Origin of the sequence: Kitasatospora sp. NPDC057738 (assembly GCF_042798815.1) — a bacterium.
Classification (GTDB): Bacteria; Actinomycetota; Actinomycetes; order Streptomycetales; family Streptomycetaceae; genus Kitasatospora; species Kitasatospora lactacystinica.
The window spans coordinates 112,476-137,619 of sequence record NZ_JBHVJT010000014.1; the positions used below are offsets into that span (position 1 = coordinate 112,476).

A 25,144-nucleotide genomic window follows, 5' to 3' on the forward strand; every position below is an offset into this window, starting at 1 on the left:
GTCCTCGCTGTCTGGTGGCTGTCAGTCGTCGGTCAGGCCGTAGTCGGGGTTCGGCGCGAAGTGCTCCGCCGTCTCGTCCCCCATCGGCTCGAAGTCCTCGTCGGCGCCGTCGTCCGGCGGCTCCACCCTGCCGTAGACGATCCACTGGCTCTCCGGGGGCACGTCCGCCTCCCCGCCGTCCAGGGCCCCCTGCTGCAGGGGGTGGTCCGGGGGGATGATCCGGACCGGCCGCCAGCGCAGTCCGGCGCCGAGCAGGATCTCGTTCTCGGCCGGGCTGTGCGAGACCTCCCGGAGGAACGCCCCCGGTGTCCGGTCGGGCAGCATCAGGTACAGCCGGATGAGCCGTTGGCCGAAGGCCCCGTGCAGCCGGCTGCCCGCCGAGACCGAGACGTACGTGGGCTCGGTGACGACCTGCCCGACCTCCAGGACGCCCGGGTGCAGCCCGGGTCCGACGTACGGCGCTCCCCTGCTCACCACGAGGTCCCCCGTCACCGGGCTCTGCTCGATGGAACTGTCCAGGTTCCCGATGACCTCCCGCACCGGGCCCGGGGGCAGGGCGGTGTGGTCCCGGCCCGCCATGGTCAGCTGCCACCGGATCTGCTTGACCTCGTAGTACGAGAACTGCTCGGCGACCTCGCCGTCCCCGGTCTCGCTCGGGGCCGTGTAGAACTCCAGTGCCCCGCGTTCCTCGTCGCTCAGCCCGCGGACGAGCTCCGCCATGGGTTCGAGCCCCTGCCGGTCGTAGTAGGCGTCGCGGCCGAGCCTCTGCTGGTCGGTCCCGAAGAGCTCCAGCTGCGCGAGGCGCTCCCGGAACGCCCGCGGCATCGCGTCGAACTCGGCCGTGCTCATGGTCCAGCCCCCGTCGCGCCAGAACAGGTCGGCGGCCTGGGTGCCGTCGATGCCCGCCAGGGCCCAGCCGGACGGGTCGGCCCAGACCTCCGGGTCGTGCTCCGGGAGCTGGTGGTGCCAGCCTCCGGGCGGCGCCGCGCTGTTGTCGGAGTCGGACCCCACCGAGGAGTCGTCGCCGTTCACGATGCTCAGCCCGCCCAGGCCGTTCAGGACGCTTTCGATGTCGTCGGCCGTGTGGTCGCCGACGTGCCCGCCCGGGTTCCCGTCCGCTTCCGCGGCGGGCTCCGTCAAGCCCATCGCCGCGGTCTGCTCCGGGCTCCGGTGGTCCGGCCGGTAGGCCTCGTTCGGGACGAACTCGACCGCTTCCGCGTACCGGCCGGTCTCGTGGTCCAGTTCGGTGCCGCGCACCAGTTCGACGCCGACGATGTACCGGCCGTCGATGCCCCCGGGGAACGCGACCTCCTGTTCCTCCTCCGAAAGGCCCGGACGGTTCAGGGTCTCCCGGACGTCGATGCCTCCCGGTGCGTCGATCACGTAGCGGTGCCAGGTCCCCCAGTCGACGTGCTGGGCCGTGCGGGAGCGCGTCGTGCTCACCAGGGCCGACGCCTCGTTGCTCCCCACGTAGTCCTGGACGTCGGGGTAGCGGTCCTCCTGCCTCGGCCGCATTCCGCCCCCGAAGACCTCGGGGTAGTCGACCATGTCGGAGCGGCTCCGCTCCCACCGGTACAGGTGGCCGGAGTCGTACCGCCACATCAGGGGCACGGACTGGGCCTCCCGCAGCGCGTCCAGGTCGACGTACCGGCTCGTCGCGACCGGGTTCGGGGGCTCCTGCGCGGCGGCGTGCGGGACGTCGTCCCTCGGCACCAGCGGGACCTCGGGCGCGCCGAACTCGGTGTCCAGGTAGGCGTTCCGCTCGTCGAGGGCGACGTCCAGCGGGCGCAGGTCGGGCCCGTGGTGGTGGTCCTCCGGCGCGCGGTACCGCTCGACCAGCCGGCCCTCCCCGTCGTAGCTGTCCACCTGGCCGTCGGCGAGGTAGCGGGTCTCCCCGCCGCCCGGGAAGCGGTGGATCTCCGTCCCGTCCGGGTGGCGGTGGATCTGCGTCCCGTCGGCGAGGTAGTGGACCTCGCGGTCCGCCAGGTAGTGGACCTCCCGGTCCGGGAGGAAGTGGATCTCCCGGTCCGCGAAGCGCTGGATCTCCGTTCCGTCCGTGAGGTGGTGGACCTCGCGGTCCGCCAGGTAGTGGACCTCCCGGTCCGGGAGGAAGTGGACCTCCTCCCCGGTGGCGTAGCGGTGGATCTCCACACCGTTCTCGTGGCGGACCTCGGGGCCGGACCGCGAGGAGCCCTCGCCGTTCCCCGTGTTGTCCAGCGCGCGTCGTACCGGCGCCGACTGTTCGGGCCGGCCGGCCGCCGGGGCGTGCGGCGGGGGCGTACCGCCCGGGGCGGCGCCGGCCGGGTCCGGGTGGAACGTCCGGAACAGCCCGGTCGACCCGTCCGGGCCCGGTTTGACGTACACGCTCGCGGTCGACGGACCGTCGGGGCCGCCCGGCCTGCCGCTGACGCCGGTGCGGCCGGTCGGCGCGTGGACCGGCAGTCCGGTCTGCCGGGCGACGGCCTGGGCCTGCTCGGCGGACTCACAGCTGAGCAGCGTGATCGAGGCCGGACCGCGGCTCGGGCCGCCGTCCGGGCCGCTGTCCGGGCCGCCGTCCGCGTCGGCGTTCACGCTCCGGTGCGCGTCGGCCGCCTTCAGCGCGAGGTCGGCGAGCCGGCGCTTGAGCAGGGCGCCGACCTCGGTGCCGGTGACCCCGTGGGCCTTGGTGCCGTCGGTCAGCGGGAGGTCGAATCCCTCCGAACGGCCGTGCGCGGCGAAGAAGTAGGTGTGCTTCCCGTCCCACGGCACCTGCTGCGGCACTCCGGTCGCGAAGCCGTCGGTGGAGCGCGGCACGAAGCTCGTGACCTCGCTCAGCCCGGGGTACAGCGTCGACCGCTTCGCCCAGTCGGCCTCGTCGAAGAGCGCCTGCCCGGTCTCCCGGCCGGTGGCGTCGGTGATGGTGTGGGTGAGCAGCAGCTCGTCGGGGACGGTCCGTCCGTCCGCCAGGCGCACCCCGCCGGAGGCCGGCCCGGTCTCCTCGGCGGGGTCCGTGGCGGGCTCGTCGCCGGCGCGCCGGGGCGGCGGCACGGCGGCCGTGTTGTCCGTCTCCTCGGACGCCGACTCGCGGGCCCGGAGGCGGACGTACGTGACGCCGTCCTCCGTCCGCGTCAGCGTGCGCTCGGTGACCCGCATCCGGGCCCCGGGCAGGAAGAGGACCTCTTCCTCCTCCATGTGCGAGGAGAACGGCGCGATGTCGCGGCCGTTGAGGCCGGTCGCCTCCAGCTCCAGCAGGACCCGGTACTCGTCCTGGCCGTCGTACTTCTTCATGAAGCCCAACGAGGTGCTCTCGTTGGTGCTGAAGCTCGCGAACGTCCGGTGCAGGATGACGTCGCCGCCGTACTCGGGCCCGGCGGGCCGGCCGGTCGGCCGCATCGGGTCCTCCAGGGTGCCGTCGCCGCGGAACAGCGTCCCCGTCGCCGCGGGCAGCAGCCGCAGCGCGTCCGCCAGCAGGTGGCTGTGCAGCTGCATCTCCCGCTGGATGCCCGCCAGTTGCTCGGCGGTCAGGGAGTCGGCGAGACTCCACGGTTCGGTCCTCGCCCGCATGCCCTCGTGCAGCTCGGGGATCCCGGTGATCGAGCCGGGCAGCGCGGTGCCCGGGTCCCGGTAGTGCTTGGCGATCAGCGCCGCGATCTTCCCGCGGAGCGCGGGGACGGCGCCGGGGCCCGGGTTCTTGAGCAGCACGTTGATCAGCGAGTAGGCCGGGCCGGTGTAGGTGTACAGCGCCACGAAGTGCGCGGGGCCCAGCAGGTCGGTCACGTCCGTCGCCCTCGCGACGCCGTTGCGGGCCATCCACTGCAGGTACGGGGGCGCCCCGAGTCCCTCGTCCGGGTTGGTCTCGGTCAGCGACTCCCAGCGCCGCCGCGTCTCCTCCAGGACCGTGTCGTTCACCTCCTTCGAGGTGAGGGCCCACTCCAGGTAGGTGCGCTCGTGCGGCAGTCCGGCCGTCAGCTCCGCCGGTGCCGGGTGTTCGAAGGCCGGCCTGACCGGCCCGTCCCAGCCCTCCACCGGCGGGCGCAGCTCGGCCGGCGGGACACCGGGCACGTTCCGGTACAGCTCGGCGCCGTCGGTGTACCGGTGGCCGGGGAAGGCGCCGGCGAGCCGCATGCCCGCCACCACCTCGTGCAGCGAGTGCTCCCCGCCCGTCAGCAGCCAGCCGTACAGCGCCCGGGCGAACAGGTCGTGGTCGCCCTGCTCGAGGAGCCGGTACGCCCGCATGGCCTCGGCCGCGACCCGGGAGGCCGCGCCGTCCGCCGTCCTGATCCCCAGCTCCCGCAGGTCCGCCTGCCGGACGGCGTCGGCCCGCAGGGCCGCGGAATCGTCGAGCCGGAACCGCTCGTCGCGGGCCAGCCGGTGGAACTCCCGCATCACCTCGTGCAGGCTCCCGCCGGTGACGAGGTGGGCGGTGCCCTCCGCGCCGGTGGCCTCGGCGATCCGGCGCAGCGCCGCACGGGCCCGGTCGACCACCCGGGGGTCGCCCGCCGTCCACGCTCCGAGCTCCCGGTCGAAGGCCTCCGCGTGGTGCCGGTACCGCGGCTCGTCGAAGACCGTGTGCCGTACGACCGCTGCCGTGGGCGGCGGCTGGGCACCGGGGAGCACGACGGGCGGGGAGCCGTCGCCGGGGTGGAGCTGCTGGTCGAGCGGCGTGGCGGGGTCGAGCGGCGTGTCGACGCCGAACTTCACCGCTCCGTCGATCCCGCCGTGGACGTCGCCCCGGTCGGCCTCCGGGTACGCCGCCCTGCCGTCGTCGTTCAGGTAGGCACCGAGGTCCACGGTCCCGTCCTGGGCGATGCGCTGCCAGTTGCCGCCGCGGACGATCACCGGACGGCCGTGCGCGTCCATCCCGACGCCGGAGGTGACCACCAGGTGGCCCCGGCCGCCGCCCGCCGCACCGGCCGCCGCGCCGGCCGCGGGAGCCGGCGGGACGAACCAGACCTGGCCGTCGGCGGCGTAGGCCACGGCCTTGGGCAGCCGGGCCCACACGTGCTCCATGACCTCGCGCACGTACTCGCGGTCCGGCCGGACGTTGAGGTCGCAGGCGACGAAGCGCACCGGCTTCTCGCCGTCCCAGCCGTCCTCCTCGTAGAGCTTGAGCAGCCCGCCCGCGACATCCGCCGGGGCGACCATGACATGGCCCATCACGGGCACGCCGTCGGCGGTGTGCATGGCCAGGGTGAGGTAGTCGTTCGCGTGCGGGAGGTTCGGGAAGACCGACTCGGTGAGCGTCCGCCAGTCGGCGTGCCGGTCGCCGACCCAGTACAGCGCCTGGGACTCCAGCACGGTCAGCTCGGGGGCGGGTTCGTACCCGGGGTCGCGCCAGCGCTGCTCGACCTCGGTGACGGCCACCGCGCGGCCGGGGCGCTTGAGCCTGTCGACCACGTCGACCAGGGTCCTCAGGTCACCCGCGTCGACCTCGCCGCCGCCGTCGCCCTTCAGCGTCCGGACGTAGTCGACCAGGTCCGCCCTGGTCACCTGCTGGTCGGCTGGCAGGTGCAGGGCCTCGCGGACGAGGTCGGCGGTGCGGCGCAGCCTGGTGAGGTGCGCCAGGGTGATCCGCTCGGTGCCCTGCTGCAGTTCCTGGGCGAGCTTGGCGGTGCGCCAGGCGTTCATGCTCGCCTCGCGGCGGGCCGCCTCCCCCGCGACCAGGTCGGTGACCCGGCCGGCGAGCGGGCGCCCGTGGTCCGCTCCGATGTACTCGGCCAGTGGCCACAGGTCGTCGTGGGTGCGCAGCTCGGGGACGTTGGCGAGCCCGGCCAGGGCCTCGTGCAGCCGCTGGTCCGCGTCGCTCGCCTTCGGGAACGGCGAGGGCGTGGTCCGCTCGGTGGCCTCGATCTGCACGTACGGCTCCCGCAGCGGGGACTGGAGGAGTTGCCGCCCGCCGAGGTCGAAGGTGCTGCCGGGCCGGATCAGGACCTCGGCCTCGCCCTGCTTGTCCGAGAACGGCTGGATGTCGAAGGCGCTGCCGCCGCCGCGCACCGAGAAGTGCAGCAGGGCGCGGTAGGTGAGCGGGAGTTCCGTGCGGGTCTGCATGAACATCATCGCCGTCCGGCGGTCCATGCTGGTGCTCACGAAGTCGGGGTTGCGGAAGGTCTCTCCCCCGTAGGAGGGCGACAGCCGCCTGCCGACCGGTCCCGGCAGGCCCAGGACCCGGTCGCCGCGCCAGAGCTCGCCGGAGTACGGGGGGAGCTTGGCGAGCGACTCGGAGATCAGTTCCGCGTGTGCGATCAGCTCCCGCTCGATCTGCGGGAGCCGCTCCTTCACGGCGCTCTTCAGGGCCTTCCAGTCGTCGGCGGTGCGGTTGCGGGGCAGCTTGGTGAGCAGTGGTGCGAGCACCTGGTCGTGCTTGAGGATCGACGGCAGGCGGGCCGGGTCCGGTGTGCGCAGCAGCCCCGAGATCTGGACCTCCAGGGCCCGCTGCCGGGTGAGCGGACCGAACCTGAGGGCCACGTTGATCAGCGCGTAGGCGGGGCCGGTGTAGACGGCCAGCGCGTCGAAGTGCGCGGGGGTCAGCCGGTCGAGCACCTCCCGCGCGCTCAGCGGGTTGCGGCCCAGCCAGTCGGCCACGACCCGCGAGGCCCGGGTCGGGTCGTTCGCGGCCAGCGTGAACCCGTCGCGGTTGCGCTGCGCGTTCTCCACCACGTCGTCCCGCCAGCCGCCGTCGGCGCGCGGCTTGTGGAGCAGGTCGTGGTAGGCCGCCTCGTGGGGCAGCATGCCGTCCTCGCCCAGCAGCGCGCGCACCTGCTGCTGCGGTATGCCCGGGATGTGCTGGTACAGCGTCGAGACGTCGTCCAGCGCGTTCGGCGGGAGCGGGGGCAGTTCGTCCAGCAGCTGCGCGCCCTTGAGGATCTCGTACAGCGAGTGGTCGCCCAGCGGCAGCATCCAGCCGGTGAGGGCCAGCAGCATGTCCTGCGGTGCGCTGTCCACGACCTTGAGCAGTCGGAAGGCGTTCAGCATCTTCGCCGTGGTGGCCGAGATGCCGGTGCTGAGCGGCATGCCCTTGTCGCGGTGGGCCTCGCCGTACCAGGCGGACTTCTCGTTGAGCATGTAGTGCGCCCGGCCGGGCTTCCACGTCAGCGCCTCCCCGTCGCCGACGCCCTGCTGGTACGCCAGTTCCCGGGGGCTCAGCGGCATGCCGCGGTCCTGGAGGCCCTGCGCCGTCAGGTCGTTCGGCGGCACCGGCTCACGGGCCTGGCGGGCCTTCAGGCTGGCCAGGTACTCGGCACCGGCCTTGAGCGGTTCCGTGCCCTGCTTGATGACGGTGCCGGTGCCGAAGTGGTCCTTGGCGAACATGGTGTTGAGGCCGGGCAGGATCTCCAGCACGGAGCGGGTCCCGCTCCGGAGGAAGTCCTGCTGGGCCGCCAGCTCGCGCAGGTCCAGTCCCATCGCCTCGGCCGTCGCCGTGGGGTCGGGGGACTCCAGCATCCGCTGGAGCACCTGCTTGAGGCCGAACGGGGAGTCCTTGACGTAGGCCGCGTTGTAGAACGCGGTCAGCAGTTCCCGGGTGTTGCCGGTCCGCATCATGGTGCGGAACTCCGCCAGGCCGAGCTGTTCGCCGACCTGCCCGGCGGAGCCCTCCTCCGGCTTCCTGTCGGTGTTGAGGAAGACCTGGTAGAGCTCCCCCTCCGGGGTCTCGGGGTGGGCGGCCCGCAGGGCGTCGTAGAGCCGCTGGACGGCGTTGCGGGCCGCGGCCTGCGCCTGGGGGTGCGCGAAGGCGTAGGCACCCAGCCGCGCCTCGAACTCCTCGGCGCGCCGCCGGTGTTCCGGGGTCGCGTGGAGCGCCTGCTTGGGGACGCCGAGGGGCTGGAGGTCCCGCTGGTCGACGACCGGGTGCTGCGCCGTGGCCTCGGCGAGCGGCTGCGGGTCGTGCAGCTGCGGGCCGTGGACCTCGACGACCTCCACGACCGGCCCGTGGGCCGGCGGCGGGGCGTGGTCCGGCGGCGGGGCGTGGACGCCCGCCCCGTTGTCGACGGTCGGGGTGTGCGCCCCGGCGCCCTCCACGGGCAGCCTCAGGTGGAGCCACTGCCCGCCCGCTTCGAGCCGGGGCCGGCCCGAGGCGTCCCAGCCGACCCGCGAGCCGACCACCAGGTGGGTGCGGCCCTGGTCCTGGACCACCCAGACCTTGCCGTTCCCGACGTACGCCTGCAGTTCCACGCCTGGAAGCCGCTCACGCAGGGACCCCAGCACCTGGGTGACGTACTCCTGGGCGTCGCAGGCGACGAACCGCAGCGGGCGGCCGTCCCACTCGCCGGTGGCGTGGAGCTCCGCCAGCGACTGGGCCAGGTCGTCCGGGTGCAGGGGCCAGCCGTTCCAGCCCGGCGCTCCGTTCTCCGTGACGGCGTGGTAGGCGATGGTGAAGTAGCGCGGGTCCTCCTCGATGGACCGTACGCTCCGCTCCAGGTTCTCGTGCGTGGCCTGGTCGGCGAGCGGGTCCCGCAGGACGCGGACGCCGCCCTCGTGGTGCGGGGTCAGGGCGCGGGCCACCTGGATTCCGACCTGGCGCCGCGGCACGGTCAGGCCGTCCGGGTGCTCGGGCGTGAACTGCGTCCAGTGGTCCGCGGGCGAGACGCCTGCCCTGGTGTCGGCGTGCGGGATCTCCAGCTCGACGGGCAGCAGCCCGGACAGCGACCGGTTGCCGCCGGAGCCCTGGTCGGCGGGGTCGCCGCCCCTGTGGAGGGTCAGTTCGAGCTGGACGTAGCCCGTGTAGCGGGCCATCGGGGTGTTCGCCTTGGCGTTGGCCACGTACCGGCCGCCGGCGTCGGTGACGGTGCCCGTCCGCCCGCGGTAGGCGCCTCCGAGCAGCAGCGAACCGGTGCCCTCGACCAGGGCCCCGAGGTCGGCCTGGGCGCCGACCTGGCCGCGCAGGTTCCACTGCCGGCCGGTCAGCTGCGTGCTCCGGTTGCCGCCGCCCGACTCGTTCGCCGGGCTCAGCGCGGCCCCGGTGCTGTCGCCGTGGTGCTCCAGCTGGACGAGGGAGGCCTTGACCGTCACCTCCGCGTCGTCGACGAACCAGCGCCGGCCCGAGGAGGGGGTGCCGATCGCCCGCTGCGGGCCGACCTCGGCGCCGGCTCCCGGGTGGGCGCCGACCGCCGGGGCCAGCAGGGAGGAGAGCTGGGCGTGGCTCAGGCCCGCGGTGACGACGGGCTCCAGCCGCTTCCAGGTGCCCCCGCCGAAGAAGCGCGGCCCCTCGGTCCGCAGGAGGCTCCGCAGGCCGGCGGTGTCGCCGACCCAGCGCAGCACGTCCCCCGGGCGCAGGCCCGAGGTGAAGACCTCCGCCGGCGGCACCCGCAGATCGCGCGGGAGGGAGGGGCCGCGCCGCTGCCCGGGCCCGGTGGCGTCCGCGGTGGCGCGGGCGGTCTCGGTCAGCACGTCGGCGTGGATGACGGCCTCCGCGACCGTCCGGCGCAGCCGCCACTGCGGGACGACCGCGTTCCCGGCCTCGGCCAGGTTGCGGACGACCGCCTGCGTCCTGGAGAGGGCGGATTCGGGGACGACCCGCACCGGCCGGGCGTCCAGGGGCAGCGGAACCGCGGGACGCCGCTCCATCACCACCGACAGCCGGATCGTGGCCCGGTGCGCCTCGGCGGCGAGCTTGGTCTTGACGGCCGTTCCGGTCACCAGGACGTCCCGGCCGTACTCCAGTGCGTCCGTGCGCCGGGTGTGGGTGACGCCGCCGCCGATCACGGCGGACACGCCCGTGCCCACGGTCCCCAGCACGGTGAGCCCGAGCGAGTCGGCGTGCCCGCTGCCGGAGTTGGTGCCGGCCTCGGAGCTGGTGAAGGCGGTCTGGGAGCTGGCACCGATGTTGAACTCGACCTGGGGCGCGTCGCCGGACTTGGTCATCCGGTCCACCGAGGCGGTGATCCGCACCGTGCTGCGGCCGTGCGTCAGGACGATCTCGTGGCCCGAGGTCATGGGCTTCAGCAGCGGGTGCAGCCTGTCGAAGTCGAGGGCGTCCAGGAGCCGGGTCCGCATCCCCTCCCAGTCCCGGCCGAGCACCGCCCGGCCCTTCGGCGCCAGCTCGGCGACCACGTCGGCCACCGCCCGCGGCCCGGTGCGCACCGTTCCGTCCGCGGCCTCCAGGTGGACCCGGGTGACGATGTCCGAGGAGCCGAGCCGCTTGTCCGGGAGCTGCAGGACCGCCGGGTTGTCGTCGGCCGGGGGCCGGACCACCTCGCGGTGCGGGGCCGCCACCAGGACCGGCGCTTCCGCGGTCGCCCCGGCCAGCGACCGCTGGAGCGTTCCCGGCACGAACCGGACCGTGAACACGGCGTCCCCGTCGAACAGTTCGGCGGTCTCCACGCTCTTGCCGCGGCTTCCGGTGCCGCCGGTGCGCTCGATGGTGAGGCCGCGCGCGCTGTCCCGGGTGTGGGCGTACTCGCCGGTGACGCTCACGTGCGGGACGGTGCCCTTGAGGGAGACCCCGCCCCGCCAGCGGCTGAGCCGGTCCCAGCTGTAGCCGACGACGGTGCGCTGCTGGCTCCCGAGCTCGAACTCGAAGCCGTCCACCGTCCGCCGGTGCCGCAGGGCCAGCGGGGCGACGGTGACCTCCACCGTCCCCTTCCAGCTGCCGGTGTCCACCGACACCTTGAGGCTGCCGCCCCGGCTGAGCCGGGACAGCGAGGCGGTCAGGCCGGCCGCGTCCAGCCGGGCGGCGAGCCGGGCCGACGCGTGGGCGGAGACCGGGCCGGCCGTCCCGAGGACGCGGTGGACCTCCTCCAGGACGGACGGGCCGCGCCGGCCGACGCTGAGCACCACGTCGGAGTGGCCGAGCTTGTCGGGGACGCTCAGGTGCTCGGGGGCCTGCCCCGCGGGCTGCGGCTGCGGGGCGGGCGGGTCGGCGGGCGGGGGCACCGCTTCGTCGAAGGGGTTGGCGATGACCCGGTCGGGCCGTTCCCGGGGCTCGGTGTGCGCCTGCTCCATGCTCAACGCGGCGTCCAGCGCAACCGGTTCGCCGTGCGGCCTGCCGTTCAGCGTCAGCCGGAGCTCGAACGTCGCGTCGTACAGCACCTGGGCGCTGCGGTACTTGCCGTTCGCGTAGCTCTTGGCCGAGGCGCCGCCCCGCCAGCCGTCCCGGTCGCGCACCTCGTGCTGGACCGTGGCGGTGCCCTGGAGGGTGTCCGTGAACGGCTTGCCGTTCCCGTCCAGCACGTTCTCGCGGGTGTGCACCGGCCCCTTGCCGAAGGCCTGGGCCGAGACGTTCCTGCTGTCGGAGTTCAGCAGCCGCTTCGACTCGAAGGTGGTGCTCTCCCGGACGGGGTTGAGGTCCGCCGACGCCTGCTCCCGCCGGTACGTCAGCGAGGTGACGTGGGCGGTGACGCCGATGCCGAGCCTGCTCAGCGGGCCGAGCGTGACGGCGGGGCCGCGCAGCGGGACCTCGTGGGTCATGCCCACCAGGTGGGCGCCGACGGCCGCCTGCGAGAACGCCCGCAGGACGTCCTCCCTGACCCCGCGCCACGTCTTCGCCCCCAGCTGGGCGAGGCCGATCTCGTCCACCCGGGCGTGCAGCGGTGCGACGCTGTGCACGTCACGGACGACCGTGGTCACGGGCAGGCCGGTGTAGGCGGCCGAGCCGTGCCAGATCCCGGTCGGCGGGTGCGGGACCAGGGTGCCGGGGGGCAGCGGCGCGTGGTCCGGGTGCGGGGCCGGGTTCTCCTGGCCCGGCGTCGGCGGGGAGGTCTCCGCCCGGTCGACGACCACCCGGAAGCCGAGCCCGGCGTCGACGGAACGGGCCGGGCCGGGCCGCCGGGTGCCGAAGGGGCCGAATTCGACCTGGATCCGCGCCTCGCCCTCGAACACCACCGCCGCCGTCTTCACCTTGGTGCCCAGCGACAGTTCGTCGCCGCCGCCGTTCAGCGTCACCCGGTCCCGGCCGGTCCCGGCGCCTGCGCCGGCGCCTCCGCCGCCGTTCTTGGCCGACCCGGTCGCGCTGAGCGGCAGCGGGAACTGCCAGCCGGTGCTCGTGGTGTCCTGCTGGACGTGCGAGCGGGAGGTTCCGGTGGCGATGTTGAACTCGGTGGCCGGCAGCTCCGCCGTCTGCCCGATCGTGTGGATCCGGGCGTTCTTCAGGGTGATGACGGCCCTGGGGCCGACGAGGCCGTCCACCTCGACGGTCAGGGTCTCGCCCGACATCAGCGCCTTGAGGTCCTGGTGCAGCGCGCCCAGGTCGACCTCGTCCAGCAGCTTGGCCTTCAACGCGGGCCAGGCGCTGCCGAAGTGCTCCCGCGCCTGGGTCTCGAAGCCCGCGACGAACGCGGCGATGCCCTTGCCGCCGGCACCGGGTGCGTTCAGGTCGGGGAGCTGGATGCCCTCGGGCCCCTCGACCGGCTCCGGCCGGTGCCGCAGTGCCCACACGTCCGTCACGATGTGCGAGCCGGACAGCCGCCCGCCCGGGCCCGCCCCGGGCGGCGGGAGGAGCGGGAGGTCGACCGGCCGCGGAGCTCCGGTCTCCCGGAGCGGAACGGCGACCTGGGCCCACACATCCACCGGTCCGATCGGTCGCGGGACGGCTTCCGGGGACACGTCGGTGCCGCGGTGGGTGAGGTCGAGGAACCGCGCCGACAGGTGGAAGACGGTGTCGAACAGCGCGGCGGTCTCCGAGGTCTTGCCGCGGGCCACCGTCCGGCTCGCCTGGGCGTCGGTCGTCCCGTGCTGCCGGCCGTACCGGTAGCCGACGGTCTCGGTGAGGTCGGCCGGCTTGCCGAACTTGAACTTCGCCTGGCCGCCCACGTTCCCCTGGAGCAGCCGGTCCCCGGTCACGCCGACCGAGGTCTGCCGCTCCGAACCGTACTCGAACTCGAAGTTGTCGGCGGCCCTGAGGAAGGTGCTGTTCCCGAGGTCGGCCCCGACCCGGACGGTGCCGGTCCAGGCGCCAGCCGAGAACGGCACGTCCCACACCTCGCCCCGGGACAGCGCCGTGAGCTTCGCCTGCAGGGTCTCCGCGCCGAACAGGCTCTCGGCCAGCGTCCTGGCCGCCGGCTCCTCACCGTGCAGCACCGCGGCGAACCGGCGGGTGAAGTGGTCGAGGAGCTGGGTGCGGGTGCTGCCGAGCCCGATCAGCACGTCCGAGGACGCCAGTCCGTGCTCGTCGATCCGCGACGGACGGGCGGGCAGCTCCGGGCCGACGACGGTGCGCACGACACCGTTCAGGTCGGTGACGGTGTCACCCGGCTGCAGGACCTCCAGGGGAGCGTGCTGCCCCTGGTCGTGCTGCTCGACGACCGTCTCGTCCACCGGCGCCACGGATTCCATGAACTCCCGGAACCCGGTGAACACCTCCTCCTCGCTCGGCCGGACGACCGTCGCCCGCTCCCGCGTCGCGGAGTCCATGAACTCCCGGAAGCGGCCGAACAGGTCCTCCTCGTCCAGCCGGGCGACGGTCCTGCGCTCGCGGACCGCGGAGTCCATGAACTCCCGGAACCCGGTGAACAGCTCCTCCTCGGCCTCGGTCCGGCCGACCTGGTTGGCCGGCTCCGGATGGTCCGCCCGCGGGTCCGTCCCGAAGAGGCGCTCCAGCAGCGGCACCAGCTCGGGCACGTTCTCCCGCACCCACGGCGCACCGTTGTTGCGCGGCGCCCCGGTCGACGGGTCACTGCCGTGGTTGTGCCCGAAGTACGCCGTCACCAGCTGCGCGAAGAACTCGTGCTCGTCGCGCGCCGAGTAGTTCCCGACCCGCTCGCCGTTCCCGTCCCGCAGACCGCCGTCCGGCCAGGCCGTCACGGACTCCTCGCCGAACAGCTCCGCCAGCGCGTCGGAGACGCTCCGGTCCCGGAAGGCCTGCCCGACCAGCTCCCGCTGCGCCTCGGTCAGACCGAACTCGTGGATCGCGTGCGCGAGTTCGTGCGCCGACGTGGAGTACCCCTCGGCGTACGCCGGATGCTCCCCCACCGGCGTCCGCGCACCGAGCAGGTTCTCCTCCGTGATCAGCACGGTCCCGTGCCCGCTGGAGCCCCGCACGACCGACCAGTCACGCCCGTCACCCGTGCCGTGCCCGGACGCCGCGAAGCCCGGGACCTCCGTCATCGGCACGTCACGCGGCACCACCCCGACCCGCAGGCCCGCCGCCACCAGCCGCTCCGCGACCTCCTTGTTCGCCAGCATCCGCGCCACCAGGTCCTCGGCCGTCCGGCGCGCCGCGACCGGCTGGTGCGTCCGGGGGTCGACGTCGACGAGCAGCCTCGCCGCCGCCTGCGCGAAGTCCTCCGGCCCCAGCTCGTCCCGCAGACCCGCCATGAAGGCCTCGTCCGCCGCGAGTTCGCGCCGGTCCTCCGACGAGAGGTGCTCCAGCACCTGCACCCACTCGTGCAGCGGCCCCGGCACCGGCATCTCCCCGCCGCCCAGCCCCACCGGCGGCCGGCCCGGCGCGACCTGCCCGTCCTGCCCGGTCGGCGCGGGCGCCGGGAACGTCGGCGACGGCTGGGACGGCGGCTGCTGCATCGCCGTGTCCGTCGGCGACGGCGGCCGCGTCGCCGTGCCGGGCGGCGGCGGGGTGGGGGCCGGTCCGGTGAGCCGCAGGTCCGAGGAGAGTTCCGTCGCGACCTGGTCGGCGGGAACCCCCGAGTAACCGGCCGGCATCTCGATGACCACGGGCACCATCTGCACGCTGCTGCCGCTCTGTCCCGCATCGGACTTGACCATCATCCACGTACCGCCCGTGGCGACCACCGGGAAGCCGTGGGAGTCGTAGCCGGTCGAGGTCGAAGCGACGAAGGTCCGGCCGCCCCCGGGAGGCAAGGGATCGCCGATGTGCCGACCGGGGAACGGCACGAACCAGAGGTCCTCCTTGGGTGCCCGAATGGTGACGTGCACGTCCCTCATGGAGAGGTACACGTGGAGTGTGGCCAGGTACACGCCGGCCTGCGTCGCACCCAGCCGGGGGACGGCGAGCTCGATGTCCCCCGTCCCGCTCCAGTACCCGTGCTTCTTGAGATCCGCGATCAGGCGGGCCATCTCCCAGGAGGTGACCTGGTGCCCGTCGACCGTCGGGAAACCGTCCGCATCGGCGCGGCCCACGATCTCGAACGTCCTGGACGAGCTCTCGACGTACCCGAACTCCGGCAGCACCGTGCCGTCCAGCACCCAGCCGTGGAACCCGCCCGAGGTGTCCGTGAGCGGCCGGCCCTGCTGGACCCAGTCGTCGCCCGGCAGTCGGTGCACGACCGGACCGGGCACCGGCGGCAAGGTCGGCGGCACCTGAGCGCCCGGTCCCGTCTGCTGCCCCGCCGCGGCGTTCCCGTCCACCTCCGGCGATCCGTGCGCGGTGTTCCCGCCGTCCTCCAGCAGGTCGTCCAGCTCGATGATCCTTCCCTCGGGCTCCTGCCCCGGCCCGTGCACCGGTTGGTCGTCGGCCGGGTCCGGATCGAGGTGCGTCTCCCAGGAGGTGACCTCGGTGCCGAGCCCGACGGTGTGGGGTGCCGGGCCCACGAGCGGCAGCCCTTCGCCGTTGCTCACCCTGAACTCGGTCTTCTCGTCGGCGAAGTACGGCCCGAGCTTCTCCGGCCGGCTCCCGTGCTCCAGCCAGACCCAGTTTCCGGGACCGGCGTACACCCGCTCCCCGGCGACGGACAGGCCGACCTTCTCGGCGACGAGGAGGTGCGTGGTGCCGAGCGGCGAGGCGGTGATCCAGACGTTTCCCGCCGCCGCGAGCGCGAGGATCCTCCGGTCCATCCGCCACAGGTGGTTCAGCATCTGATCGGCGTACGACCGGTGGGCGTCCGACGCCAGGTCGGTGGCCAGCAGGCGCAGGGGCCGGCGGACGTCCCAGCTGCCGTCCTCCACCAGCTTGAACAGGGCGTGCGCGGCCTCGGCCGGGGTGAGGGCGGTGCCGTGCAGAGCGGGGCGCCCGCCGACGGTGTCCAGCACCACGGTGAGGAAGTCGCCCCGGAACTGCAGCGTGGTCAGGAGCGGCACCAGGACGTCGTGCTCCGCGGGCCGGTCCCCCAGCAGGTACAGGCCCGCTTCGCCCGGGACCGCCGGCTCCGCGTCGGCCCGCCCGACGGCCTCCCAGGCCGTCCGCAGGGCGGCCACGGCCGAGGCGTGGTCGGTGTACTCCACGTCCTGTGCGACCGCCAGGATCCGGCGCAGGTCGTGGTCGCCCGTTCCGGTCCTGCCGGTCACCTGTCCGGTGAACCGCTGCAGGTCGTCCTGGGTGATCCGGTGGTCCGGGGACAGACCGAGTTCGGTGCGGGCCAGGGTGGCGACCAGGGACGCACCCGTGAGCTCGGCGAGGGTGTGCCCGACGGCGTCGTGCAGGGTGGCGGTGATCCGCGCGGCGTCCCACAGGTGCTCGGTCGCCCGGCGGACCAGGACGTCGTCCGGAGCGTCCGCCTGGGCCCGGCGCGCGTCCGGCAGCCCGACGTGGGCACCCGCGGCCTTGGCCAGCTGCCAGAGGTCCCGGTGGAACCGCGCCTCGGACGTGTTCGCCAGGCCGGCCAGCTGGGACCTGAGCTTCTCGTGGAGCCGCTGGGGCCACTGCGGCGAGTCGTTCTGCCACTCGAACGGCCGCGCGGATCCGTTCTCCATGTAGTCGATCCGCTCGTACGGTCCGGTGCTCGCGCTGCCGGTGCCGCTGCCCGTGACCGTGAGGACCGCACCGGGCTTCATCAGGATCTCCCGCTCCCCGTCCCGGTAGCGGGAGAAGGGCGTGATGTCGACACCGCTGTCGCCCGCCAGGCGGATCCGGGCCAGGACCCGGTGGGCCAGTCCGTACCGGGCGAGCTTCTCGTCGGGCGCCAGGAATTCCTGGGCCGTCTCCTCCAGCCGGCTGGTGCTGAGCAGCCCCGCGCTGCTCTGCTTGTTGCCGGGCCTGGCCGCCGTGAACACGCTCTCCGGACCGTCCAGGCGGCCCAGCCCCCACTCTCCCCGGTACACGACCCCGGTCACCGCCGGCAGCCGGTCCAACGCCTCGATGATCATCTCGGCGTGGATCCGCAGCTCCTTCTCGATCTCGGGCAACAGTTCCCTGGCCATCCGGGAGAGTTCCGCGGTGTGCTCGGGCGTCCGGTGCTTCGGCCCGGGAGTGGCGATGAGCCCGCCGAGCACCGGGTGCTCCAGGAGCATCGACGGCACCGCCTCGACCTTCCCGGCCAGCAGGGCGTCGATCTGCTTGGCCAGCGCGGTGTGCAGCAACGGTCCGTCGTACTTCAACAGCGCGTTGATCAGCGGGTACGCCTTCCCGGTGTAGATGTTGAGCGCCTCGACGTGGGCCACGCTCAGCCGCGCGCCGAGTTGCTCCCGCGTCAGCCCGTTGTCGGCCAGCCACTCCCGCTCGAACGGGTACGGCACCTTCCCCGGCTCGACCATCCGCTGCCACACCCGGCGCACGGATTCCAGGCCCTCCTCCTCGAAACCGCCGTTGCGGCGGGAGCGGCTCGCCAGGGCGTGGTACACCGACTCGTGCGGGAGCATCCCGAGCTCCCGGCGCAGAGTGCCCTCGGGCAGGCCCGGAACGTGCCGGTACATCGCGGCGGCCTCGGTCAACAGGTGCGACGGTACCGGCGGGAGCTCCCCGGCGAGTTCGGCGCCCTTGAGGATCTCGTAGAGCGAGTGGTCGCCCAGCGGCAGCATCCAGCCGACCAGCGCGAGCAGCATGTCCTCTGCCGCAACGTCCGGGACCTTGAGCGCGCGGAACGCGCCGAGCATCTTCGCCGTCGTCGCCGAGACGCCGGTGCTGAGCTGCATTCCCTTGGTGTTCCGGGCCTCGCCGTACCACTTGGAGGCCGTGTTGACGTCGTGCTTGAAGTTGCCGGGCTCCCACTGGAGGGCCTGGGAGGGGTCGGCGCCCTGGAACGTCTTCTCCCGGGGGCTCAGCGGCATCCGGAGCTCGATGAGCTTGCGGTCCAGCTCGAGCGGATTCGTCTCGGTCCGCGGCGTGCGGGCATCGGAGCTGGCCCGGAACTCCCGCTGCAGTGCCAGCGGGGCCCGGTGCGCGACCGCACCGGTGGCGAAGTAGTCCTTGTCGAAGTAGCCGGCCCCGCCGGTCAGCGCGTGCGAGAACTTCCGGGTGGAGCTGTTGAGGTAGTCCAGCTGCTGCGGCACCCGGGTACTGTCCAGTCCCAGCTCGCGCAGCCGGGCGGCCGGATTCCCGTGCTCGGCCAGGCCGGTCAGCAGCTGCTTGAGACCGTACGAGCCGGGAGGCTGCGTGGCGTCGTGGGCGTAGGCGGCGTTGAAGAAGGCCGTCATCAGCTCGCGGAGGTTGCCCGTCGCCAGCAGCTCGTGGAACTCGTCCCGGGTGAGGTGCTCGCCGACCTGCCCGGCCGAGGTCAGGTCCTTGCTCAGGAAGACCCGGTAGACCTGCTCGCCGGTCGGGTCGCCGTGCGCCGACTTCAACGCCTCGTACAGCCGGTACGCGCTCCCCCGGGCCGCTTGCAGCGCCCGTTCGTCCCGGTAGGCGAGCAGGCCGACGGACCTCTCGAAGTTCTGCGCGACGGTCTCGTACTCCGGTGCGTTGTACAGGTGCTTGCGGCCCGCGCCGAACTGGTGCGCCTGCGGGTCCGGCGCGACGATCCGGTGCTCGGGCGTGGCGGTCAGCGGTGCGGACCCGCCGTCCTGGTGGGCCGGCAGCTCGGTGGCCACCACCTGGACGTGCTCGGCCGGGGCCTGCTCCGCCGGGACGTGCTCGGCCGGGGCGGTGAGCCGGACCCAGTGGCCGCCCGGCTCGACGCGCGGGAGTCCGGCGCTGTCGAAGCCGACGTCGCGGGTGACGACCAGCCGGCGCGAACCGTCGCCCGCGACGCGGTCGGGCACCAGCCACAGGGTGCCGCCCGGGGCGTCCACCTCGACCTTCAGCGCCGGTCGCTGCTCGCGCAGCGCGGCGGTGAAACGGCCCGCGTACGAGTCCGCGCCGCCGCGGCCGACGTCGCAGCCGGCCAGGCGCAGCGGCCGGCCGTCCCACACGCCCCGGTCGTACAGGTCGAGCGCGGTCCTGGCCAACTCGCGGGGCGGGACGGGCTTTCCGTCGACATGCGGCGCGCCGTCCGGTCCCTTGCCGTGGAAGACCAGGGTGAAGTGGGACGGGTCGGAGGGGAAGTGGGCGAGCGCCTCGTCGGTGGCGCGCGGGTCGGAGCCGCGGTCGGCCAGCCAGTGCACGCCTGGGCGGATCTCGGTCGTGGCCGGCGGGCGCTCGTGGAGGGCGCCCGGGGCGCCGGGCTCCGGGGCCGTGGGCACCGGCAGGTCGTGCTCGCCGGGCAGGTCGGCGGTGTCCCGGGCCCGGACGGCACCTCCGCTGTCGGCCCCCCGGTCGTCGGCCCCTCGGTCGTCGGCGCCGCCGTGGTCGCCGCCGGTGGTCCGGATCAGGGCCCGTGCGGCTCCCCCGTCCGGGGAGCGGTCGCCGCCCTCCTCGGGATCGGCTTCCGTCCGGCGGCCGAAGGCGTCCTCGTGTGCGCGCTGGTGGGCCTTCCAGCCGGCCGCGTCGAAGTGGGCGAGCGTCCACAGTTCGCGGTAGTGGGCGATGAAGTCGTCGCCGTACTCGCGCTTGAGGTGGTCGGTCAGGGCCTCGTTGAGGTCGTGCCGCGCCGCGAGCCCGTCGAAGCCCTTGGCGGCCTCGCGCAGGGCGGGGGCGGCCTCCTTCTCGAAGGCGGCGTGCTCGGCCAGTTCCCCGGTGAGCTCGCGGCGGCTCTCCTCCCAGTGCTCCTGGCGGCCGGCGAGGTCCTCGTGGGAGCGGAAGGACTCGTCGAAGGCGCGGGCGATCCGGTCGCCGTGGCCCTCCGCCAGGCGCTCGGCGGCGTGCGTGGACAGGCCGTGCTCGCGGGCGACGGCCTGGGCCTCCGCGGTGGCCTGCCGGCGGACGGCGAGGCGGGCGGCCCGGTGGGTGAGCCGGTCGTGCAGGGCGGCGGGGTCGGTGAGCCGGTCGAGGGCGCCGCGGAGCGCGGCCGGCTCGCCGACGCGTTCGGCGGCGGCCCGGTCCGCTTCCTCGGCGAGTTCGCGGAGCACCGTGGCCCTGGCCCGCAGCACGTCGGACTCGCCGGCGCCGAACTTCTCGGCGAACTCCTTGCGCGCGGCGTCCTCGGCCCAGGATTCGGCCGCCTTCTCCGTCTCCGCGACGGCCCGGCGGATCGCCGCCTCGCGGACCGCCTGGACGGCGAACTCGTGCGGCAGCGCCCGGTCGTGCCCGGCCAGGGACCGGGTGAACAGCTCCACGGCCTCGTCGCGGTCCCGGCGCCTGCCGGTCGCCGCGTCGAGCGGGCCGGCCGCCTTCTCGAAGTCGGCGGCGAGGCGGTCGCGCAGCCGGTCCCGGACCGCCTGCACGCTGCTCGACGACAGGTCGGGGCGTTCCGTCACCCCGGCGGCGTCGAGCAGTTCCCGGTCGGCCGGGGAGAGCCGCTCGTACCAGTCGTGGGCGGCCCGCTCGACCCGGTCCTTGGCGAGGGCCAGGGCGTTCGCCCGGTCGGTGTGCAGGGCGAGTTCGTCGCGCGCGTGCTCGGTGAGCCGCTGGAGGGCGTTCCCGGCCCGGGTGTTGGCCTCGGTGGTGAGGCTGTCCGCGTCGGCGTAGATCCGGGCGACCTCCGCCTCCGCCCGCGCCTTGAAGTCCTGCCGGACGAGGTCCACGACGGGAGCGGGGGTGCGGTCGGGGGTGTGGGCGACGCCGGCGTCGCCGTCGGTGATCCGCGGGGCGTTCCAGGCGGCCGCCGCCCGGTCGAAGTGCTGCACCGCCACCCGGACGGCCGCCTCGCGGACGGAGGCGACCCGCACCAGGCCGTCGAGGTCGCCGAGGATCCGCTCGCGCTCCCCCGGCCGGGCGGCCAGCTCCTCGTACATCATCGCCCGGGCGCGCTCGTGGACCGCTCCGCGCAGGTTCGCCGGCGCATCCTCCGGGAACCGGCCGGGGGCGTCGAGGGCCTCGTTCAGCAGCCGCTCGGCCTCGTCCTCGCGCCGGTGGCCGCTGCCGTCCGGGTCGGCCCGCAGCTCCTCGGCCGCATCGGTGAGCTTGGCCTCGTACTGGTCCTGGAGGTCGCGCTGGGTCCGGCGCCACTGCTCCGCCCGCTCGCCGTCCGCCTCGGCGCGGATGTGCTCGGGGGCGTCGGTGTAGTGGTAGGAGTCCGGTTCGGCGCCGAAGCGCACGGCGGTGTCCATGGGGCGCAGGTCGCCCTCGGACTGGTGCTGGTACTCCGCCGGCTTCGTCGACGCGGTCGTGGTCACGATCGGCTGGTCGCCGTCGGGCGACTTGGAGTACGTGTGCCATTCGCCGCCGCCGACGACCGCCGGGCGGCCCAGCGAGTCGAAGCCGACCTTGTCCGCGACGATCACGTGGCCGGTGCCGGAGGCCGTCCTCATGGTCGTACCGTCGAACCCGGGCGCCACCCAGACCGGCCCGTTCGCCGCGACGGCCTTCAGGTCGGCGAGCTTCGGGTGCGACCAGACCTCGGCCATCACCTGCCTGATGTAGTCCGGGTGCGCGCTGTCGAGGTTGCAGGAGACGAACTCGATCGTGCGGCGACCGCCCGACAGGTGTCCGAGGCTGTCCAGGCCCACGATCACGGCGGCCAGGTCCTTGGCCGATACGGGCACGCCGCTCTCGTCGGTGTGGATCGCGACGGTGTAGCGGTCGTTCCGGACGGGCAGCAGCGACAGCACGTCCGGCAGGTCGGCGCCCGGCTTGCCCGCGACCCACCCGGGCTGCCGCCCCTCGCCCTCGGGCAGGAAGTTGCCGCGGTCCCACGGGACGTCGCCGTCGCCGCCCGTGCGGAGGTAGTCCAGACGCTCGTGGACGACCGGTTCGGGCTTCGGCTGTGCGTCGGGCTTCGGCTGCAGGTCGGGCTGCGGCTCCGGCCGGGGCTTCGACGGCCCGTCGGACCCGTCGGACCTGTCGGACCCCTTGGGCTCCTTGGGCTCGTTCGGGTCCTTGGGGTCCTGGGGGTCCTTCGGGTCCTTCGGGTCGTGCGAGTCCTTCGGCTTCGGGTCGAGGTCCTGCCGCTCGCGGGTGCCCTGGTTCCCGCCGTCGTCGTGCTGCCGGGGCGGTGCGGCCGGCTGCTCCGCCGTTGTCGGCGCCTCGGCCGACGACTCCGTCCTGGACCGCGTCACGGGCGGGGCGGACCCCTCCGAGGTCTGCTCCGCGGTCCTCTGCTCCGCGGCCGTCTGTTCCGCGGTCCTCTGCTCCGCTTCGTGCCTCGGTGCCTGCTCCGGCGTCTCCTTCGGGCCCCCCGTCGTGTTGGCCGGCTTCGGCGCCTCCGGCCTCTCGTTGTTCGAGGAGGACTTGGGCGCCTCGGAGGACGTCCTCGTCGAGCCGTCCCCGCCGGTCGTCCTCGGACTGCCCGCCGGGGGCTTCGCCGACTTGTCCCCGGCCGGGGCCGCGGAGCCGTCGGAGTCCGTCCTCAGGTTCTCCGGCCGCGAGGCGTCCAGCGGGCCGGTCCCGGGCAGCTTGCCGCCGATGCCCTCGGGGCCGCCGCCCACCGCCCCCTCCGGGCGGGAGACCCACAGGGAGGTCGGGTGGCCCATCAGGGTGGACACCACGGCCAGCGGGAAGCGCGCGTAGTTGGGGAGGTTGATGTCCTCCATCCGCAGTCGCAGCGGGCCGCCGGCGATGTGCCCGAGGTGGCCGAGCGCGCCCATGGCGACGCCGCCGTAGAAGCTCTCGACGCTGACGGTGAACTTGTGGTTCTCGCCGAAGGCCAGGTTGTACGCGCCCTCGGTGACGATGTTCTGGACGCCGCCCTTGAGGTAGTTGCCGACGCCCTCGCCGAACCGGTACAGGAACTGCCCGGCGGTCTGCGGGTGCAGGCCGTCCATCAGGCTCACCGCGCGCCCCGCGAGGTCCTGGGTGGCCTGGATGGTCTCCCGGAGGTGCTGCTGCTCCGCCTGGAGGAACTTCAGGTCCCTCATCCCGCTGTCCAGCGCGCCGCCGCCGAGCTGCTTCAGCTCGTTCTGCATGTGGCCGATCTGCTTGGTGATGCCCTGCAGTTCGGCCCTGAGCGTGCCCGACTCCATCCTTCCGCTGGCCGCGACGAGCGTCGACACCAGCTTGTTGACGGTTCCGAGGTCGATGGCGTAGCGGGCGCCCTGGCTGGCGAGCCGCGAGGCGATCAACCGGCCCGCGGCGTTGGAGAGTTCCTTGTCGATGCCGAGCTCGAGGAGCTGCCGCTCGAAGGTCTCCCCCATCTTCTGGGTGAGCTTCTCGACCTTGCTGAGGTGCTCGGCGACGTTCTCGATCCCCTTCTCCCCGGCCTCCTTGCCGAACTTCTCCCCGACCTTGTCCGCGAGCTCCTTGAGGGCGTTGTCCTGGACCTTCTTCTCGGTGTTCTTCGCGACCTCCTTGGCGGTGTTCTTCGCGGCTTCCTTGGCGGTCTTCTTCGCGAGGTCCTTGGCGACGTTCTTCTCGGCCTGCTCGATGGCGGTCTTGAGCGTGAGGCTGCCCTCCTTCCGCATCAGGTTGAGGGCCTCCTTCAACGTGCCGGTCGGGAGGTTCTTCAGCAGGCCCTTGAACTCGGAGCCGGCCAGCGCCTTGAGGTCGGCCTGCAGCCCCTTGCTGACGCCGCGCCCGAAGATCCGCCCGAAGGCCTTGCCGAGGCCGAAGGTGAACAGCTCCAGCGGACCGGTGAGCAGGCCGTTGATCGCGCCCATCTCGATCGACTGGATGAAGGATTCCTTCTCCCACTTGTCCTTGTGGCCCTGGCCGATCTGGATGCCCTGGATGATCCCGTCCATCAGCATGGCGGTGGTGATGGAGAGGAACTCGTGCAGCAGGAGCTGCTTGAACAGCCAGATGAAGACCTGCTTGATCACCGCGCCCGCGGTCTCGTAGGCGACGAAGATCCCCGCGAGCGAGCCGCCGAAGGTGATCGGCGACATGGCGATCGCCCAGGCGATCTGGGCCACCAGCTGGATGAGCTGGGCGATGATCATCCACTTGGCGTACTCGACCTGGTTGGCCACCTTGTGGGCGAAGTCGCCGAGCTGCTTGGCCATCTCGCCCGCCGCCGAGACGTAGTCCGTGCCGCCGGTCTCGCCGATCAACTGGCGCATCTGCTCCATGAAGGCGTCGGCCGCCTGGCCCTCGAAGCTCTCGCCGCAGAGCTTGACCAGCTCGACCAGGTAGCCGCGGAGCTCGGGGACCTTCTCGTGGATGGCCAGGTAGTCGTCGCCCGCTATGCGCAGGTGGTCCTCGTTCGCCTCCGGCCACTTCATGCCGGTCACGATGCTGAAGAACTTCGCCAGGCCCGGCGGCAGCATGATCGACACGGTGGTGCACTCCTGGCAGTGGACGAGCGGGGAGGGGGGTGCCCGGCGGCGGAGGTCCGACGGACCGGTGGGGCCCGCCCGGGCACGGCGGGCCGGAGGCCTCGTCAGGCGTTCTTGGCGTCCTGGTCGGCGTCGTTGAGGATGTTGGAGGTGTTCGTCCCGCCCCTCCCGGCGCTCTCGACCGTCTTCCGCACCTTCTTGAACAGCGCCGTGATCGACGTGGTGGGCTCGTCGACGTTGTCGTGGTACGTCGTGCCGATCTCGTCGTTGCCGGCCGAGTTCTTGTTGTACGCGTTGATCTCCCCGGTCTTGACCTCGAACTCCTGGAAGAGGTCGGACAGTTCGGGGTACTTGGAGAACTTGTCGGTCAGGTCCGACAGCGCGGTCAGCCTCGGCTTAGCCACGGAACTCCTCCTGCCGGTCGCGCTTGCGCCGCTCCTCGGCCGCCGCCGCGTCGGCGAACCCGGGCCGCATCTGCCGCAGCGGGGCGAAGAGGTCGTCCAGTTCGGTGCCGCCGGTCATCGAGGCCGCCAGGGTCTCGCCGAGGCCGCTGAACCCGCTCATCGTCTCGGCCACCCGGTCGCCCATGTCGGCCCGCGCGGTGTTGAGCACGTCGATGAGGGCCTTGGACAGCTCGCCCGGGGCCATCGAGCGGTAGGCGGTGGTGTGGAAGGTCAGCGACACCACCTGTCCCTGCGCTCCGACCACGGCGGTGACCAGCCGGTCCTTGGAGGTCACCGAGGCGGTCGCCGTCTCCAGCTCCTTGGCCGCCGCGGCCATCCTGGCCTGCTGTTCCCCCAGCGCGGCCATCGCCTGCTCGATCTGTGCGGTGAACGGGAACTCCACGCCCGCACCTCCCTCTCTTCCCGAGGGTGCGTCCCGGGCCCGGAGGGGTTGGGGCCGGGAAGCACCAGTCCCCTGGGTTGTGCGGTCCTCCCTCCCTCTTCTCCCCCCCCCCCCGTTTTCCCCCCGCCACAAA

At 73.5% G+C, this 25,144-nt stretch carries 3 protein-coding genes; all 3 read right to left on the bottom strand.

Going from position 1 to position 25,144, the window contains the following annotated elements:
* Nucleotides 1-21 precede the first annotated feature (21 nt).
* The 3 genes from ACFVGO_RS10520 to ACFVGO_RS10530 all read right to left on the bottom strand — a co-directional run bounded on the left by ACFVGO_RS10520 (nucleotide 22) and on the right by ACFVGO_RS10530 (nucleotide 25,011).
* Complete coding sequence (locus ACFVGO_RS10520; protein ID WP_380631376.1) at nucleotides 22-24,156, bottom strand: ADP-ribosyltransferase; 24,135 nt, start codon at nucleotides 24,154-24,156, stop codon at nucleotides 22-24.
* Nucleotides 24,157-24,269: 113 nt separating this feature from the next.
* A complete protein-coding gene (locus ACFVGO_RS10525; RefSeq protein WP_359899434.1) occupies nucleotides 24,270-24,569 on the bottom strand; it encodes a hypothetical protein in 300 nt (99 codons plus the stop codon).
* Nucleotides 24,562-25,011 (bottom strand): YbaB/EbfC family nucleoid-associated protein, encoded by a 450-nt coding sequence (locus ACFVGO_RS10530; protein ID WP_359899436.1) that lies wholly within the window; start codon nucleotides 25,009-25,011, stop codon nucleotides 24,562-24,564. Before ACFVGO_RS10530 ends, ACFVGO_RS10525 begins: the two co-directional genes overlap by 8 nt.
* Between the last annotated feature and the right edge of the window lie 133 nt (nucleotides 25,012-25,144).